Source organism: Pseudomonas sp. H26/SER47-MNA-CIBAN-0231 (assembly GCF_040310465.1).
Taxonomy (GTDB): Bacteria; Pseudomonadota; Gammaproteobacteria; order Pseudomonadales; family Pseudomonadaceae; genus Aquipseudomonas; species Aquipseudomonas atacamensis.
Map to the genome: position 1 here is coordinate 1 of NZ_JBEOPW010000001.1, position 17,706 is coordinate 17,706.

A 17,706-nucleotide genomic window follows, 5' to 3' on the forward strand; every position below is an offset into this window, starting at 1 on the left:
GGCGTAGCTCAGTTGGTAGAGCACGGGATTGTGACTCCCGTTGTCGTGGGTTCGATCCCCATCGTCCACCCCATATTTCGAAAGGCGCCAGATTTAACGGTCTGGCGCCTTTGCTTTAAAAGCTTCATCCGCGGATGTGGTGGAATTGGTAGACACACTGGATTTAGGTTCCAGCGCCGCGAGGCGTAAGAGTTCGAGTCTCTTCATCCGCACCAAATAAAGCTTCATCTGTGCCTTGGGCCTGATGCAGTTTCGACAAAGAAGTTGTTTGGCTTTTTTGTTACGCAATATGGTGGGCGTAGCTCAGTTGGTAGAGCACGGGATTGTGACTCCCGTTGTCGTGGGTTCGATCCCCATCGTCCACCCCATATTCCGAAAGGCGCCAGATTTAACAGTCTGGCGCCTTTTTTGTTTTAGCGGTTTCGAAATCCGGCCATGGCCGATTTCGAAGCGCAGGGCAGGGCACTTCATCGCTTTTAAAGGATCGGATGACGCTGAACTGCTCGTCGTTCCGGTTTTACCGGAACGCCTGTCGGGGCGGATTTGATAGTTGCTTCTATATATAGAAGCGTTGCTGCAGAGCCCTGACGTGATCGCTTGTATTCGCCAGTGGAGTGCACGGCATTCGTGCGGCGCTCCCTATAAATTGCCTGCTGTTTTTTTACCCGTTTCCAGTAGGGTGACTTCTTGAGTTTGACCCACTAGAATGCATGCCCTTGATTCTGGGGTCGGAAACGGCCGGCTAACGTCTGTGCAACGAGGAATATCCATGCAAGTTTCTGTTGAAAATACTACTGCTCTCGAGCGCCGCATGAGCGTCACCGTGCCGGCAGAGCGCATCGAGACTCAGGTCAACAAGCGTCTGCAGCAGACTGCCCAAAAGGCCAAAATTGCTGGCTTCCGTCCAGGCAAAGTGCCAATGAGCGAAATCAAGCGCCGTTTCGGTGCTGATGCGCGTCAGGAAGCGGTAGGCGACGTCATCCAGTCTTCCTTCTACGAAGCTGTGGTCGAGCAGAAGCTCAACCCTGCCGGTTCGCCTTCGATCGAGCCTAAGTCGCTCGAAGCGGGCAAGGATCTGGAATACGTTGCTGTATTCGAAGTCTTCCCTGAGTTCACCGTTGCTGGCTTCGAAGGCATCACCGTTGAGCGTCTGAGCGCTGAAGTGGCTGACGCTGACCTGGACAAGATGCTCGACATCCTGCGCAAGCAGAACACCCGTTTCGAAGTGGCCGACCGTGCTGCGCAGAACGAAGACCAGTTGAACATCGATTTCGTTGGCAAGGTTGACGGCGAAGTATTCGCTGGCGGCTCCGCCAAGGGCACTCAGCTGGTGCTGGGTTCCGGCCGCATGATCCCGGGCTTCGAAGAAGGCCTGGTTGGCGCTAAAGCCGGCGAAGAACGCGTTCTGAACCTGACCTTCCCTGAGGACTATCAGAACCTGGACCTGGCTGGCAAAACCGCCGAGTTCACCGTGACCGTCAACACTGTGTCCGAGCCTAAGCTGCCTGAGCTGAACGAAGAGTTCTTCGCTCAATTCGGCATCAAGGAAAGCGGCATCGACGGTTTCCGCACCGAGGTTCGCAAGAACATGGAGCGTGAACTGCGTCAGGCGATCAAATCCAAGGTCAAGAATCAGGTAATGGACGGTCTGCTGGCCACCAACCCGATCGAAGTGCCAAAGGCTCTGCTGTCCAACGAAGTTGACCGTCTGCGCGTGCAGGCTGTTCAGCAGTTCGGCGGCAACATCAAGCCAGACCAACTGCCGGCCGAGCTGTTCGAAGAGCAAGCCAAGCGCCGCGTCGTGCTGGGCCTGATCGTTGCTGAAGTGGTCAAGCAGTTCGACCTCAAGCCTGACGAAGCTCGCGTTCGCGAAATGATTCAGGAAATGGCTTCCGCTTACCAGGAGCCTGAGCAGGTCGTGTCGTGGTACTACAAAAACGAGCAGCAACTGAACGAAGTGCGTTCGGTTGTGCTGGAAGAACAAGTTGTGGATACTGTTCTGCAGAAAGCTAGTGTGACCGACAAATCGGTCTCCTACGAAGAAGCAGTCAAGCCGGTAGAAGCTCCAGCAGCCGACTGATTGATTTTGCGTTAGAAGTGCACACCATAAGCCAGCTCTCGAGCTGGCTTATGCGTATTCAAGACATAACTATTTGGGAGCGACTGCAGAGCATGTTCCGTAATTCTTATATTCAGCAGAACTCTGATATCCAGGCCGCCGGCGGCCTGGTCCCGATGGTTGTCGAGCAGTCCGCTCGTGGCGAACGCGCCTACGACATCTACTCGCGCCTGCTCAAGGAGCGAGTGATCTTTCTGGTGGGCCCGGTAGAGGACTACATGGCCAACCTGATCTGTGCGCAACTGCTGTTCCTTGAAGCGGAAAACCCGGACAAGGACATCCATCTGTACATCAACTCGCCGGGCGGTTCGGTGACTGCCGGCATGTCGATCTACGACACCATGCAGTTCATCAAGCCGAACGTATCGACCACCTGCATCGGTCAGGCCTGCAGCATGGGCGCATTCCTGCTCACCGCAGGTGCACCGGGCAAGCGTTTCTGCCTGCCGAACTCGCGCGTGATGATTCACCAGCCACTGGGCGGTTTCCAGGGCCAGGCGTCGGACATCGAAATCCACGCCAAGGAAATCCTCTTCATCCGCGAGCGTCTGAACATGCTGATGGCCAAGCACAGCGGCCGTACTCTGGAAGAAATCGAGCGCGATACCAATCGCGACAACTTCATGAGTGCCGAAGCTGCGAAGGAATACGGCCTGATCGACGAAGTGATCAACCAGCGTCCAGCTTAATATAAGCAGCGCAAAACAGGCCTGATCGGCATGTCCGATCAGCGGCGGGCTTGAAAAAGCCCGCAATAGCCTTCATCTTGTGTTGCAAGCCTATCGGATTTGGATCGAACGAATGACTGACACCCGCAACGGCGAGGACAACGGCAAGCTGCTCTATTGCTCCTTCTGTGGCAAAAGCCAGCATGAAGTGCGCAAATTGATTGCCGGCCCCTCGGTCTTTATCTGCGACGAGTGCGTCGACCTGTGCAATGACATCATCCGCGAGGAGGTGCAGGAAGCACAGGCCGAAAGCAGCGCGCATAAATTGCCTTCGCCTAAAGAAATCAGCGGCATCCTTGACCAGTACGTCATTGGTCAGGAGCGTGCGAAAAAGGTTTTGGCCGTAGCGGTGTACAACCACTACAAGCGCCTGAACCAGCGTGACAAAAAGGCTGACGACGTCGAACTCGGCAAGAGCAACATCCTGCTGATCGGCCCGACAGGCTCCGGTAAAACCCTGCTGGCCGAAACACTGGCCCGCTTGCTGAACGTTCCGTTCACCATCGCCGACGCAACCACCCTCACCGAGGCCGGTTACGTGGGTGAAGATGTCGAGAACATCATTCAGAAGCTGCTGCAGAAGTGCGATTACGACGTAGAGAAAGCCCAGATGGGCATTGTCTACATCGATGAAATCGACAAGATTTCCCGCAAGTCCGACAATCCGTCGATCACCCGTGATGTTTCCGGTGAAGGCGTGCAGCAGGCCTTGCTCAAGTTGATCGAAGGCACGGTCGCTTCGGTACCGCCGCAAGGTGGCCGCAAGCATCCGCAGCAGGAATTCCTGCAGGTCGACACCCGTAACATCCTGTTCATCTGCGGTGGTGCGTTCTCCGGCCTGGAAAAGGTCATTCAGAACCGTTCCACCAAAGGCGGCATTGGCTTCAACGCCGAAGTGCGCAGCAAGGAAGAGGGCAAGAAGGTTGGTGAATCCCTGCGTGAAGTCGAGCCTGACGATCTGGTCAAGTTCGGTCTGATCCCGGAATTCGTCGGTCGTCTGCCGGTCCTGGCGACACTGGACGAGCTCGACGAGGCTGCGCTGATGCAAATCCTCACAGAGCCGAAAAATGCTCTGACCAAACAGTATGCCAAGCTGTTCGAGATGGAAGGCGTGGATCTGGAATTCCGTTCCGACGCGCTGAAATCGGTCGCCAAGCGTGCTCTGGAACGTAAAACCGGTGCCCGTGGCCTGCGTTCGATTCTCGAAGGTGTATTGCTCGACACGATGTATGAGATCCCCTCGCAGTCCGAGGTGAGCAAAGTCGTGATCGATGAAAGCGTGATCGAAGGCAAGTCCAAGCCACTGTATATCTACGAAAACAGTGAGCCGACGGCCAAGGCAGCGCCGGACGCGTAAGCGTTCACAGCGCCGCAACAAAGAAGGGGCCTTCGGGCCTCTTTTTTTTTAAGTCGTTTTTTACCTCCGCTTTACGCTTGTTTTTTTTCGAGGCAGCCCCCATCTTGGTTTCAAGCTTAATTCCATCTGATTACGGCCATACGGCCGCCGTAGAGGCGAAATCATGAAGACAACCATCGAATTGCCTCTCCTGCCATTGCGTGATGTCGTGGTTTATCCGCACATGGTTATCCCGCTGTTCGTGGGGCGCGAGAAATCCATCGAAGCCCTCGAGGCCGCGATGACGGGTGACAAGCAGATTCTGCTGCTCGCCCAGAGAAACCCGGCTGACGATGATCCCGGTGAAGACGCTCTCTATCGCGTAGGTACGATTGCCACGGTTCTGCAACTGCTGAAGCTGCCTGACGGCACCGTCAAGGTTCTGGTCGAAGGCGAGCAGCGTGGTACTGTCGAGCGCTTCAGCGAAGTCGATGGCCACTGCCGCGCCGAAGTGTCTCTGATCGAAGAAGTCGACGCCGCCGAGCGCGAGTCGGAAGTCTTCGTGCGCACGCTGCTTTCGCAGTTCGAACAATACGTTCAGCTGGGCAAGAAGGTCCCGGCTGAAGTCCTGTCGTCGCTCAACAGCATCGATGAGCCCGGTCGTCTGGTCGACACCATGGCCGCGCACATGGCGCTGAAAATCGAGCAGAAGCAGGAAATCCTCGAGATCATCGATCTGTCGGCCCGTGTCGAGCACGTGCTGGCACTGCTGGATGCCGAAATCGACCTGCTGCAGGTTGAAAAACGCATTCGCGGTCGCGTCAAAAAGCAAATGGAGCGCAGCCAGCGCGAGTACTACCTGAATGAGCAGATGAAGGCCATTCAGAAAGAACTCGGTGACGGCGACGAAGGCCACAACGAAATCGAAGAGCTGAAAAAGCGCATCGATGCTGCCGGCCTGCCGAAAGACGCGCTGGCCAAGGCGACTGCCGAGCTGAACAAGCTCAAGCAGATGTCGCCGATGTCGGCTGAGGCCACCGTGGTGCGTTCCTACATCGACTGGCTGGTGCAGGTGCCGTGGAAGGCGCAGAGCAAAGTACGCCTCGACCTGGCCCGTGCAGAAGACATTCTCGACGCCGATCACTACGGCCTCGAAGAGGTCAAGGAGCGCATCCTTGAATACCTCGCCGTGCAGAAGCGCGTGAAGAAAATCCGTGGCCCGGTGTTGTGCCTGGTCGGTCCTCCAGGCGTGGGTAAAACCTCGCTGGCGGAATCGATTGCCCATGCCACCAACCGTAAATTCGTACGTATGGCCTTGGGCGGCGTGCGTGACGAAGCGGAAATTCGTGGTCACCGCCGGACTTACATCGGTTCGATGCCGGGTAGATTGATTCAAAAGATGACAAAAGTGGGCGTACGCAACCCGCTGTTCCTGCTCGATGAAATCGACAAGATGGGCAGCGACATGCGTGGCGACCCGGCGTCGGCGTTGCTGGAAGTGCTCGATCCCGAGCAAAACCACAACTTCAACGATCACTATCTGGAAGTCGATTACGACCTGTCCGATGTGATGTTCCTGTGCACCTCGAACTCGATGAACATCCCGCCAGCGCTGCTGGACCGGATGGAAGTCATCCGTCTGCCGGGTTACACCGAAGACGAGAAGATCAACATCGCCGTGAAATACCTCTCGCCGAAACAGATCGCCGCTAACGGTCTGAAGAAGGGCGAGCTGGAGTTCGACGAGGAAGCCATCCGCGACATCATCCGTTATTACACCCGTGAAGCGGGTGTGCGGGGCCTCGAGCGGCAGATCGCCAAGGTCTGCCGCAAGGCAGTGAAAGAGCATGCGCTGGAAAAACGCTTTTCGGTAAAAGTGACAGCGGACTTGCTCGAGCATTTCCTTGGTGTGCGCAAGTTCCGCTACGGCCTGGCCGAGCAACAGGATCAGGTGGGGCAGGTGACTGGCCTGGCGTGGACTCAGGTTGGCGGCGAGTTGCTGACCATCGAAGCCGCAGTGATTCCGGGTAAAGGGCAACTGATCAAGACCGGTTCGCTCGGTGATGTGATGGTCGAATCGATCACCGCCGCACAGACCGTTGTGCGCAGCCGGGCGAAAAGCCTGGGCATTCCGCTGGACTTCCACGAGAAGCGCGACACCCACATTCACATGCCGGAAGGTGCTACGCCGAAAGACGGCCCTAGCGCTGGCGTGGGCATGTGCACCGCGTTGGTCTCGGCATTGACCGGCATTCCGGTGCGCGCCGATGTCGCCATGACCGGTGAGATCACTCTGCGTGGGCAAGTGCTGGCAATTGGCGGTTTGAAAGAAAAACTGCTGGCGGCACATCGCGGCGGAATCAAGATTGTGATTATTCCGGAAGAAAACGTCCGCGATCTGAAGGAGATTCCTGACAATATCAAGCAGGATCTGCAGATCAAACCGGTTAAATGGATTGACGAGGTCCTGCAAATTGCGCTGCAATACGCGCCGGAGCCCTTGCCGGATGTGGCTCCGGAGATAGTTGCCAAGGACGAAAAACGCGAGTCTGATGCCAAGGAAAGAATTAGCACGCATTAATACGTTTTAGCCTGGGGGGCTTTCCTTGACAGCATTTTAGAGCCCTTGTTATAAAGCGGCTCTTAAGTGTCTGTAGGCCATTCAGCACTCGTTTTTGCTTTCACCAAAAAACTTAGAAACATCTCAAAATAGATATAAGGGGACTTAGAGTGAACAAGTCGGAACTGATTGATGCTATCGCTGCATCCGCTGATATCCCGAAAGCTGCTGCTGGCCGTGCGCTGGACGCTGTAATCGAATCCGTCACTGGCGCTCTGAAGGCTGGCGACTCCGTTGTTCTGGTTGGTTTCGGTACTTTCTCCGTGACTGACCGTCCGGCTCGTACCGGTCGCAACCCGCAAACCGGCAAGTCTCTGGAAATCCCGGCTGCCAAGAAGCCAGGTTTCAAAGCCGGTAAAGCGCTGAAAGAAGCTGTTAACTGAGTTTCCAGGTTTTTACCCATCCGGGTCGGGGTCAAGCCTGACTTGGCAGCGGAGCGGTAGAGCAGGTGGCTGAAAGAGCCACCTGTAACGCCGGGATCGAGGGTTCGAGCCCTGTCCGCTCCGCCAGTTACGAGAAGGCGCATCCTCGGATGCGCCTTTCTTCTATCCGGATTCTACCCACGCTCCACGGTTGCCTAAATTGAAGTTCAACCGTTTCTGGGGGACGCATGCTGCAGAATATCAGGGACAATTCACAAGGCTGGATTGCCAAGACCATTATCGGGGTCATCGTTGCACTGATGGCCCTGACCGGTTTCGATGCCATTTTCCAGGCCACGACTCACAAGAACGAGGCGGCCAAGGTCAACGGTGACGAAATCAGCCAGAACGAGCTGAGCCAGGCCGTTGATATGCAACGCCGTCAGCTGATGCAACAGCTGGGCAAGGACTTCGATGCTTCCTTGCTCGACGAAAAGATGCTGCGCGAATCGGCGCTCAAAGGCCTGATCGACCGCAAGTTGCTGCTGCAAGGCGCCGAACAGGCGAAGTTCTCATTCTCCGAAGCCGCGCTGGATCAAGTGATCCTGCAGACGCCTGAATTCCAGGTCGACGGCAAGTTCAGCTCGGAGCGTTTCGACCAGGTGATCCGTCAACTGGGCTACAGCCGCATGCAGTTCCGCCAGATGCTGGCTCAGGAAATGCTCATCGGCCAGTTGCGCGCAGGCGTTGCCGGCAGCGGTTTCGTCACCGACGCCGAAGTGCTGGCATTCGCCCGTCTCGAAAAACAGACCCGTGATTTCGCCACTCTGAACGTCAAGGCCAACCCGGCTGCGGTCAAGCTGACCGATGACGAGGTCAAGGCTTACTACGACGAGCACGCCAAGGAATTCATGACGCCGGACCAGGTGATCATCGATTACGTCGAGCTGAAGAAGTCGTCGTTCTTTGATCAGGTCGCAGTCAAGGATGAAGACCTTGAGGCGGCGTACCAGAAAGAGATCGCCAACCTGGCGGAACAGCGTCGTGCCGCGCACATCCTTATCGAAGTGAACGACAAGACTACCGAAGCGCAGGCCAAGGCGAAGATCGAAGAAGTTCAGGCGCGTCTGGCCAAGGGCGAGAAGTTCGAAGCGCTGGCCAAGGAGTTCTCGCAGGACCCGGGTTCCGCCAACAATGGCGGTGACCTCGGTTACGCGGGTCCTGGCGTTTACGATCCGGCCTTCGAAAAGGCTCTGTACTCGCTGTCGAAAGACCAGGTGTCCGAGCCGATTCGTACCGACTTCGGTTATCACCTGATCAAGCTGTTGGGCGTGGAAGCGCCTGAAGTGCCGACCCTGGCCAGCCTGAAAGACAAGCTGACCCGCGAGCTGAAAGCCGCTCAGGTCGAGCAGCGTTTTGTTGAGGCGACCAAGCAACTGGAAGACTCGGCGTTCGAAGCCTCTGACCTGGCGCAGCCAGCAGCGGATCTGAAACTGACCGTGCACACTTCCAAACCGTTCGGCCGTGAAGGTGGCGAAGGTGTTGCAGCCAACCGTGCCGTGGTCACTGCTGCGTTCAGCCCGGAAGTGATTGATGAAGGTGCCAACAGCACCGCCATCGAGCTGGACCCGGAAACCGTGATCGTGCTGCGTTCCAAGGAGCACCTGAAGCCTGCGCAACTGCCGCTGGAAAGTGTGAGCGCGGCGATCCGTACTCAACTGACCAAGGAGCACGCCAGTGCCGAGGCCAAGACCCGTGCCGAGAAGCTGATCGCTGATCTGCGCGACGGCAAGGCGCCGCTGGACAAGGCCATTGACGGTCAGAACTGGAAGATCACCGAAGCGGCCACCCGTGGTCAGGAAGGGGTTGATCCGGCTGTGCTGCAGGCACTGTTCCGGATGCCGAAGCCGGCTGCCAAGGACAAGCCGACGTTCTCCAGCGTTACCTTGCCGGATGGCAGCCTGATGGTTGTGCGACTCAACGGTGTTAACGAAGCTGCTGCACCGACTGATGAAGAGAAGGCGCAATATCGTCGCTTCCTGGCTTCCCGTGAAGGGCAGCAGGACTTTGCGGCGTATCGCAAGCAGTTGGAAGCTGAGGCGGAGATCGAGCGGTTCTGATCTTTTGACTGACGTTTGAAGGAGCCCCGGCCTGATGGTCGGGGCTTTTTTGTTTTTGGTGGCGTGGCGGCCTTTGGGCCGGCCATGCTCTGGGTGGTTTGGGTGAATATCCGTTTCTTCGGGTGCGGCAGCTGGCGGTTTCGCCCTTACGGCGAGGCACTTTTTCCAGACGCCGAAAAAGTACCCAAAAAGGCTTGCTCCTACGTTCGGCCCTCGCAGGCTCGGGTTCCTTCGCTGCGGGATCGATCCGGGCGCAGCGGCTCCGGTTTGCTTCGCTGCACCTCCTTGCGCTGTGTCTGGCTGCGCCAGACGGTCGCTACGCTCCCACACCCGATCGATCCCTCCACTCAGCCTTCCGACGTCGCCGGTGGATCAAGATCAAGAGCACTCGAGCTTGCGCTCATTGTGTAGGAGCTGCCGAAGGCTGCGATCTTTTGCTTTTGCCTTTCTGTGGGAGCGAGCCTGCTCGCGAAGGCGGCCTGACAGCCGACCTGATTCTTGGATGTACACTGTCCCTTGGCGTTTAGAACACGTCGGGCGGCTAGGGTGTTATGGCCGTCGAGCCGACAAGCCACGGCGAAATTGCGCGCGTTGATCGATCATTTGTCCACGCGGCTTTTTCCTGGCGGTCATGATAGGTAAAGTTGTAACCGATTCTTGACACTATTCCATGCGCCATGGGGCGGCGATCTGTTGCACAATACGCCCCGGACTGTTTTCCCTCAGGATGTTCAATGTTGATTTCCACTCCCATGCGTGTTGTCGGGCTGGCGCTTTTGTTGACTGCGGTGGCCGGTTGTTCGAAGGACAAGCCGATCTATGAGCATGAGAACTTCGATGACTCCGGCACCTTTTCGCGCAATTACCCGGTAACCGACACCGCCAGTTGCGAAGCGGCCCGGCGCGCGTTGCTCAGTCAGGGCTACATCATTACCAGCAGTGATCCGAAACTGGTCAGCGGGCACAAGAGCTTCCAGCAGACCGGCGAGACCCATCTCGAGATCAGCTTCAACGTGGTCTGTGCCGAAGACGGCAGCGCCGGGCATCATGCGACGGTGTTCGCCAACGCCCTGCAGGACCGTTATGCGTTGAAGAAGACCAACAATTCCGCCAGCCTCGGGGTTGGTGTATTGGGCTCGGTGTCGATGCCGATCGGCTCCTCGGACGACTCGATGGTCAAGGTCGCCAGTGAGACGGTCATTGCGCAGAAGTTCTACGAGCGTTTCTTCACACTGGTGGAGCAGTTCCTGCCCGCCGATGCGAAGAAAGCTGCACACATCGAAGAAAAGCCGAAAACCGATCTTGGTGTGCCAGAACCAAAAGCGGCACCTGCACCTGCGCCTCTGGCGCCGACACCTGCAGCGGAACCGGCCCCCGCGCCGGCTGCAGAACCTGCACCAGCCCCGGCTGAAACCGCACCAGTGAGCTCCGAGCCGGTAGTACCGCCAGCGGAATCGACGCCGATTACGCCTGCCCCAGCGCCCTTGGAAGAGCCCACGCCCGCCAGCGAAACCATCACGCCACCGACCAACCCGGATATCCCGCCACCGTCAGAGCCGATTCCGGCGATGCCTGCGTCGGGCCAATAAGAAACCAAGCGAAACCCTGTGGGAGCGAGCCTGCTCGCGAAGCGGTGTATCAGTCGACAGATGATTAGACTGTCACACCGCTATCGCGAGCAGGCTCGCTCCCACACTGTTTTCCAGGTTGGCTTAAGATCTGGTTACACACCTGCGACATCAGCGCCGCGATAAATCCCCAACCACCTGCTACGTTTTATTCATGAAGGCAGCGTTTCACTTTTCCTTCATACGGGCACTTTATGCTCGGGGCACAGGTCGATTGATCAGGCCATTTTCATAGCGAGCAGTTGGGGGATTTATACGATGGATGAGTATCAGGAAGAACTGCTCGAATACCAGGCATTTGAACTGGATCAACCAGAGCCGGCTGACGACGCCACGGAGCTCTGAGCTTCAGGCTCCCGAGCGGTAATTTCGTCGGGATTCGCCGGGCGTCTGCCCGCTCCAGCGTTTGAATGCACGCTGGAAGGCTTCAGCTGAGGCGAAGCCCAGCAGGTAGGCGATCTCGCCGAACGCCAGTTCGGTGTCGCGGATGTAGGTCATTGCCAGGTCGCGGCGTGTGTCATTGAGGATCGCGCGAAATTGCGTGCCTTCCTCTGCTAGTTTGCGCCGCAGGGTCCAGGTTGGCAGTTTCAGGCGTGCCGCGACTTCCTCGAGATCCGGCTCGCGGCCGCCATTGAGCAGCGGGCCGAGCAACTGAGTGATGCGCTCGCGCAGGCTGCGGGTGCGGGTCAGTTGTTCCAGCTCCCGCTCGCACAATTGCAGCAGATGTCGCCAGGTGCTCGGGCAATGTTCTGGGTTGCGCAGGGCAAGGCTGTTCAGGCTCAGGCGCAGCTGATTGCGTTCGGCGCTGAACTGGATCGGGCAGTCGCCAAGCATTGTGTAGGCGTCGCGGTAATCCGGCGCTTCGAATTCGATTTCGATTCTCTCGGCGCGCAACGTTTCGCCGCACAGGCTCGACAACTGATGCAGCCAGCCGGCGAGGATCGAGTCGACCACGAAGCGGTTATAGGCGTTGTACGGGCTGATCGAGTAGAAGCGCAGCCACGCACCGTTGGCGTCTTCGTGGAAACTGGACTGCCCGCGATAGTTGGAACCGTACAGCGGCTCGAAGCGCGTCAGGCAGCGGGCCGCTTCACGCACGGTGGGCGCTTGCGCCGCAGTGATGCCGGCCAGCCCAGCCTGATTCAAGCGGATCATTCGGCCCATGCGCAGGCCCAGGGCCGGGTCGCCGGTGAGTTGAATCGCCGCATGGCCCAGGCGCATGTATCGCGGGATCGACAAGCGCGCCCCGGCCTCGGCCAGTCGCGCGGCATCGAGGCCATATTGTTCAAGCAGAGGCAGCGGATCGGCGTCGTGGCTGCGCACGGCGTCGACCAGACTGTGGACGAAGCCCACCGACAGATCCCCGAGGCGCATCGGCTGCGGCTTCATGGTCTACAGCCAGACATTCAGCAAGCGCGCACCACGGGCCTCGCCATCGGCGAACTGCTGGCCGTTGCTGCTGAGGAAGCTTGTGCCGGTACTCGACTTGTCCCAGAACTGCCCGCGCATGAACACACTGACGCCGGCAATCGCGCGGCTGCTCGGTGGTTGTGCGGTGAGGGTCAGTCGGTGCCAGGCCTGACCTTCATTGAGGTCGCCGGGCTTGAGGCTGACCGAGCCCGGCGTGCTCGAACCCTTGTAGCCACGCCATGGCTTGTCCCAGGCGCCTTGGCCGATAACCTGCGCCGGCACCGCCACCAGTTGCGCGCCTTGTTCATCGAGGGTGCGGTAGTTGGCGGGGTACCAGCTGTCACTGCCGATAAGGATGCCCAAGCGTCCGGCCGGTGTGTCGACGACCTGTATGGCGTGTTTGTCTTCGGCCTGAATCACACCTTGCTGATCAAAGATCGGATGCATCTGCCGTTGCGGCTGGCCCAACGGTACGCCGTCGCGACCAAACACCACGCTGCTGTTGAACAGGGCGCCGCTGCCGGGCTTGAGCCGGCCGTCGCGGATGCTTGGCTCCGGCAGCACGATGGAGCCGGCCACCAGGGTGACCTGGAACTCCTTGGCCAGACCGCCGAACAGCGCCTGGTAATCCTTGGCCATGGACTTCGCTTTCATCCGCAGATAAGCATCGTTCAGCCGTTGCTCGCCCTTGGCCCGCAGCCACGCTCGGGCAAACAACAGCGGATTGCTCGCCGCCAGCCAGTTCATTGCCTCCGCCAGGGTCGGCGCCTGATACAACTCGTCTTTCTCGCCGCTGATCATCAGCCAGGTGCCGACGTGCTCGGGCAATACCACCACGGTTTTTTCGTTGAGCAAGCCTTGATCGCGGGCCTGCTGAAGGTACGCCGCAAGCTTGCGGTGCAGGCGTGCGGAGCTTTGGTAATCGGTGGGGAACAGTTCGGGCTGAATGCCGAGCAGATTGCCACGGTCGCCGGGCGTGCCCTGATTGACGGCGAGCTTGATGCGCAGGTCCGACAGGTAATGTCCCGCCGGCCGGTCTGCCGCCCACATGGCGTAGGTGGTCAGGGCGGCAACGAGGGCCATGGAGAAAAACAGATACAGAAGTTTGCGCATGAAAACCAACAACAGCCGGGTACAGGATGTGCCGACTAGGGTAGGGCCCATGGCTCGGGTTGCCAAGGGGCGCTGCGCATTTGGATCAATAACTTGTCAGTTACGGTCATTGAGTGACAGCGGTGCGACTCTTAGTCTGTCGAACATGACTGACGGGGGACGCAGAGCTCCCGCAACTTTCCGTGATCGCTCGTTGTGGAGTTACCGATGACCGCCGCTCATTACCCGCATTTGCTGGCCCCGCTGGACCTGGGATTCACCACGCTGCGCAACCGTACCCTGATGGGCTCGATGCACACCGGCCTGGAAGAAAAGCCCGGTGGCTTCGAGCGCATGGCGGCGTACTTCGCCGAACGTGCCCGTGGCGGTGTCGGCCTGATGGTCACCGGCGGCATCGGCCCGAATGATGAGGGCGGCGTGTATTCCGGCGCGGCCAAGCTCACTACCGAGGAAGAGGCGCTCAAGCACCGCATCGTCACTCGCGCGGTGCACGAGGCGGGCGGCAAGATCTGCATGCAGATTCTTCATGCCGGGCGTTACGCCTACAGCCCGAAACAAGTAGCACCGAGCGCGATTCAGGCGCCGATCAACCCGTTCAAGCCCAAAGAGCTGGACGAAGAGGGCATCGAAAAGCAGATCAGCGATTTCGTCACCTGCTCGGTATTGGCGCAAACCGCCGAATACGACGGCGTCGAAATCATGGGCTCGGAAGGTTACTTCATTAACCAGTTCCTCGCCGCGCACACCAACCACCGCACCGACCGCTGGGGTGGCAGCTACGAAAACCGCATGCGCCTGCCGGTAGAAATTGTCCGTCGTGTGCGCGAAGCGGTCGGGCCGAATTTCATCATCATCTTCCGCCTGTCGATGCTCGATCTGGTCGAAGGTGGCAGCACCTGGGATGAAATCGTCATGCTGGCCAAAGCCATCGAACAGGCCGGCGCGACTATCATCAACACCGGTATCGGCTGGCACGAAGCGCGGATTCCGACCATCGCCACCAAGGTTCCGCGTGCAGCGTTCAGCAAGGTCACGGCCAAGTTGCGCGGCTTGGTGAGCATTCCGCTGATCACCACCAACCGCATCAATACCCCGGAAATTGCCGAGCAGATTCTTGCTGAAGGCGATGCCGACATGGTCTCCATGGCCCGACCATTCCTCGCCGATCCGGACTTCGTCAACAAGGCCGCCGCAGGCCGTGCCGACGAAATCAACACCTGCATCGGCTGCAACCAGGCGTGCCTCGACCACACCTTTGGCGGCAAGCTCACCAGTTGCCTGGTCAACCCGCGTGCCTGCCACGAAACCGAACTCAATTACCTGCCGGTGCAGCAGATCAAGAAAATCGCCGTGGTCGGTGCCGGCCCTGCCGGTTTGTCCGCCGCCACCGTGGCCGCCGAGCGCGGTCATCAGGTGACGTTGTTCGATTCGGCCAGCGAGATCGGTGGCCAGTTCAACATCGCCAAGCGCGTACCGGGCAAGGAAGAGTTTTTCGAAACCCTGCGCTACTTCAACCGCAAGCTGCAAACGACGAATGTCGAGGTGTGCCTGAACACCCGCGTTGACGTGGCCAAGTTGGTTGACGGCGGTTACGACGAAATCATCCTCGCCACCGGTATCGCCCCGCGCGTGCCGGCGATTCCGGGCGTCGAGAATGCCAAGGTCCTGAGTTATCTGGACGTGATCCTCGAGCGCAAACCGGTCGGCAAGCGTGTCGCGGTGATCGGTGCGGGCGGGATCGGTTTCGATGTCTCGGAATTTCTCGTTCATCAAGGCGTGGCCACCAGTCTGGATCGCGCGGCGTTCTGGAAAGAGTGGGGCATCGACACGCAATTGGAGGCCCGTGGTGGTGTGGCGGGCATCAAAGCGGCACCGCATGCGCCGGCCCGTGAGGTGTTCCTGTTGCAGCGCAAGAAGACCAAGGTCGGCGACGGTCTTGGCAAAACCACCGGCTGGATTCATCGCACCGGTCTGAAGAACAAGCAGGTGCAGATGCTCAACAGCGTCGAATACCTGAGCATCGATGACCAAGGCTTGCACATTCGCATCGGCGAAAGCGGTGAGCCGCAACTGCTGGCGGTGGACAACATCGTGATCTGCGCGGGGCAGGATCCGTTGCGTGAATTGCACGATGGTCTGGTTGAAGCCGGGCAGAACGTGCACTTGATCGGCGGCGCGGATGTCGCGGCGGAGCTGGATGCCAAGCGCGCGATCAATCAGGGTTCGCGGCTGGCGGCTGAGTTGTAAGCACAACGCATCACCTGTGGGAGCGAGCCTGCTCGCGAAAGCGGAGCGTCAGCTACGAAGATTTCGCCTGACACGACGCCTTCGCGAGCAGGTTCGCTTGCAAACAGCAGGTTTTTTGCGACTGCTGTTAAGATGCCGGCTCTGCAAACAGAGCCGGCATTTATGCTTTTGCCTCCCCCCAACTGGCTAGCCCAAGCCCCCCTCGAACCGCTCCGTCTAGGCTGGCTGGCAGACGCCGGCATCGAGGTCGCGATCCTGCGCCTGGACCGCATCGACCCGCTGATCAGCGGCAATAAGTGGTTCAAACTCGTTGAACATCTTAAAGCCGCCGAGCGTGCCGGCGCCGAGGGCATCATCAGCCTTGGCGGTGCGCATTCCAATCACCTGCACGCGCTGGCGGCGGCGGGCAAGCGGCTGGGATTCAAAACCGTGGGGCTGCTGCGCGGGCACCCGCAGGACACGCCGACAGTGCGGGATCTGCAAACGTTCGGCATGCAGTTGCATTGGCTCGGTTACGCCGGCTACCGCGCGCGGCACGAAGCGGGATTCTGGGTGCCATGGCAAGCGCAATTTCCTACGCTGCATGCGGTGCCCGAGGGCGGTGGTGGACTGGCCGGCGCCTTGGGTTGCGCAGCGATCTGGCAGCAGGCCGAAGAGCAATTGGCCAAGCTGGGCTGGAATGATTTCGACGCCTGGTGGCTGGCCTGTGGCACCGGCACGACACTGGCCGGACTGGCGCTCGCCGAGCAAGGCAAGCGCGTGGTGTACGGTGCTCTGGCAGTGCCGGATGATCACGGCGTAGCGCCGAACATCGAGTCGATCCTCGCGCACACCACCGAGCCTGCGGCGGACTATCAACTGATCGATGCCAGCCGTGGTGGTTTCGCCAAAGTTGACCAGGCGTTGCTGACCTTCATCGATCAGACCGAGCAAACCAGCGGCATCCCTTTGGAACCGCTGTACACCGGTAAGGCCTTGCTGGCGCTCAAGCAGCATGTCGAGTCAGGCGAATTCGCGGTCGGCACGCGTCTGGTCTTTGCCCACACGGGTGGCCTGCAGGGACGGCGCGGATTTGCAGCGATGTAGCCGATGGTCGCGATCAATACATGCCAACCTGCGGCGTGATGATATTTGCAATCAATCGAAGTGCAAGTTTTACGGTTTATGACTTCTGTTTATTGAAAGTTATTGTTGTACGTTGGTCTGCGCAGCGTAACTCTATGTTGTTTATATCTTGTGGTTTCTTTTGGTTTGAATAGTTGGTTGTGCGTGATTATTGTCGGCTCGGCTCTTTAGTATGTTATTAAAGATCAAAACTATATTTATCAATTTGAGTGTGAATATGAAAAGTCCGATCTCGAAGCCTCGCCCTACTACCACGACGTCAAAGCCGGTAACACCAACAAAGCCAGTTGCGCCAACCAAGCCAGTTGTCCCAACCAGACCAGTTGCGCCAACCAAGCCAGTAATTCCAACCAAACCAGTGGCGCCGACCAAGCCGGTAGCGCCGACCAAGCCAGTGGCGCCGACCAAGCCAGTTGCGCCAACCAAGCCAGTGGCGCCGACCAAGCCGGTAGCGCCAACCAAGCCAGTGGCGCCGACCAAGCCAGTAGCGCCAACCAAGCCAGTAGCGCCAACCAAACCAGTGGCCCCGGTTGACACCAAGCGTCCGCCAATGCCATGGCCGACCCTTAACATCAACATCGATCCTGTGGCCTTGATAACGCTGATTCAAACAATTGGTGCGAAAGTCAATGTCGATGGCTCCACCACACTGCCTGACGGCAGCGTAGTCGCTGTAGATAAAACTTCGATCAAGCGTCCCGACGGCATCATTCAATATGAAGACGGCCGGGTAGAGTATCCGGACGGGCGAATCGTCTGGCCGGATAATACCGTTGAATATCCGGATGGCCGTATTGTCTGGGAAGATGGAACTGAACAATTGCCGGACGGAAGTGTTAAACATCCCGATGGTCTTGCGTACGATGCGCAAGGTAACCTTATTTCCGAATAAGTCATA

At 58.5% G+C, this 17,706-nt stretch carries 12 protein-coding genes and 2 tRNA genes; 12 read left to right on the plus strand and 2 right to left on the minus strand.

Translation table 11 applies throughout. From position 1 onward, the window contains the following. Positions 1-130: 130 nt before the first annotated feature. From AAEZ10_RS00005 to AAEZ10_RS00050, 9 genes are all read left to right on the plus strand, one after another. A tRNA-Leu gene (locus tag AAEZ10_RS00005) sits at positions 131-215 on the plus strand. A gap of 77 nt (positions 216-292) precedes the next feature. Next, positions 293-368 (plus strand) — tRNA-His (locus AAEZ10_RS00010). A 401-nt stretch (positions 369-769) separates the two neighbouring features. Then, on the plus strand, positions 770-2,080 hold the full coding sequence (gene tig, locus AAEZ10_RS00015; protein WP_016775337.1) for a trigger factor: 1,311 nt from the start codon (positions 770-772) through the stop codon (positions 2,078-2,080). Positions 2,081-2,172: 92 nt separating this feature from the next. After that, a complete protein-coding gene (gene clpP / locus AAEZ10_RS00020) occupies positions 2,173-2,808 on the plus strand; it encodes an ATP-dependent Clp endopeptidase proteolytic subunit ClpP (RefSeq protein ID WP_016775336.1) in 636 nt (211 codons plus the stop codon). A 112-nt stretch (positions 2,809-2,920) separates the two neighbouring features. Then, positions 2,921-4,204, plus strand: coding sequence for an ATP-dependent Clp protease ATP-binding subunit ClpX (gene clpX, locus AAEZ10_RS00025; RefSeq protein ID WP_016775335.1), 1,284 nt, complete (start codon positions 2,921-2,923; stop codon positions 4,202-4,204). Between the two features lie 163 nt (positions 4,205-4,367). Beyond that, on the plus strand, positions 4,368-6,764 hold the full coding sequence (gene lon, locus AAEZ10_RS00030) for an endopeptidase La (protein WP_016775334.1): 2,397 nt from the start codon (positions 4,368-4,370) through the stop codon (positions 6,762-6,764). Positions 6,765-6,913: 149 nt separating this feature from the next. Continuing rightward, positions 6,914-7,186, plus strand: coding sequence for an HU family DNA-binding protein (locus AAEZ10_RS00035; RefSeq protein ID WP_016775333.1), 273 nt, complete (start codon positions 6,914-6,916; stop codon positions 7,184-7,186). 227 nt (positions 7,187-7,413) lie between these two features. Continuing rightward, entirely contained in the window at positions 7,414-9,285 is a 1,872-nt protein-coding gene (locus AAEZ10_RS00040) for a SurA N-terminal domain-containing protein (RefSeq protein WP_323168530.1), read from the plus strand. Positions 9,286-10,019: 734 nt separating this feature from the next. Further along, complete coding sequence (locus tag AAEZ10_RS00050) at positions 10,020-10,874, plus strand: DUF2242 domain-containing protein (RefSeq protein WP_073471339.1); 855 nt, start codon at positions 10,020-10,022, stop codon at positions 10,872-10,874. A gap of 387 nt (positions 10,875-11,261) precedes the next feature. On the opposite strand, the gene AAEZ10_RS00055 is transcribed toward AAEZ10_RS00050, so the two are convergent. Together AAEZ10_RS00055 and AAEZ10_RS00060 are read right to left on the minus strand one after the other, a co-directional pair. Then, complete coding sequence (locus AAEZ10_RS00055; protein ID WP_350566809.1) at positions 11,262-12,302, minus strand: AraC family transcriptional regulator; 1,041 nt, start codon at positions 12,300-12,302, stop codon at positions 11,262-11,264. Between the two features lie 3 nt (positions 12,303-12,305). Beyond that, positions 12,306-13,436, minus strand: coding sequence for a nitrilase-related carbon-nitrogen hydrolase (locus AAEZ10_RS00060; protein WP_151552373.1), 1,131 nt, complete (start codon positions 13,434-13,436; stop codon positions 12,306-12,308). 207 nt (positions 13,437-13,643) lie between these two features. Between AAEZ10_RS00060 and AAEZ10_RS00065 the strand changes: the two genes are divergently transcribed. The 3 genes from AAEZ10_RS00065 to AAEZ10_RS00075 all read left to right on the plus strand — a co-directional run bounded on the left by AAEZ10_RS00065 (position 13,644) and on the right by AAEZ10_RS00075 (position 17,700). Continuing rightward, on the plus strand, positions 13,644-15,683 hold the full coding sequence (locus tag AAEZ10_RS00065) for an oxidoreductase (RefSeq protein ID WP_350566813.1): 2,040 nt from the start codon (positions 13,644-13,646) through the stop codon (positions 15,681-15,683). A gap of 162 nt (positions 15,684-15,845) precedes the next feature. Next, on the plus strand, positions 15,846-16,769 hold the full coding sequence (locus AAEZ10_RS00070; protein WP_122703716.1) for a 1-aminocyclopropane-1-carboxylate deaminase/D-cysteine desulfhydrase: 924 nt from the start codon (positions 15,846-15,848) through the stop codon (positions 16,767-16,769). A 211-nt stretch (positions 16,770-16,980) separates the two neighbouring features. After that, on the plus strand, positions 16,981-17,700 hold the full coding sequence (locus tag AAEZ10_RS00075) for a hypothetical protein (protein WP_350566816.1): 720 nt from the start codon (positions 16,981-16,983) through the stop codon (positions 17,698-17,700). The last annotated feature ends 6 nt before the right edge of the window (positions 17,701-17,706 follow it).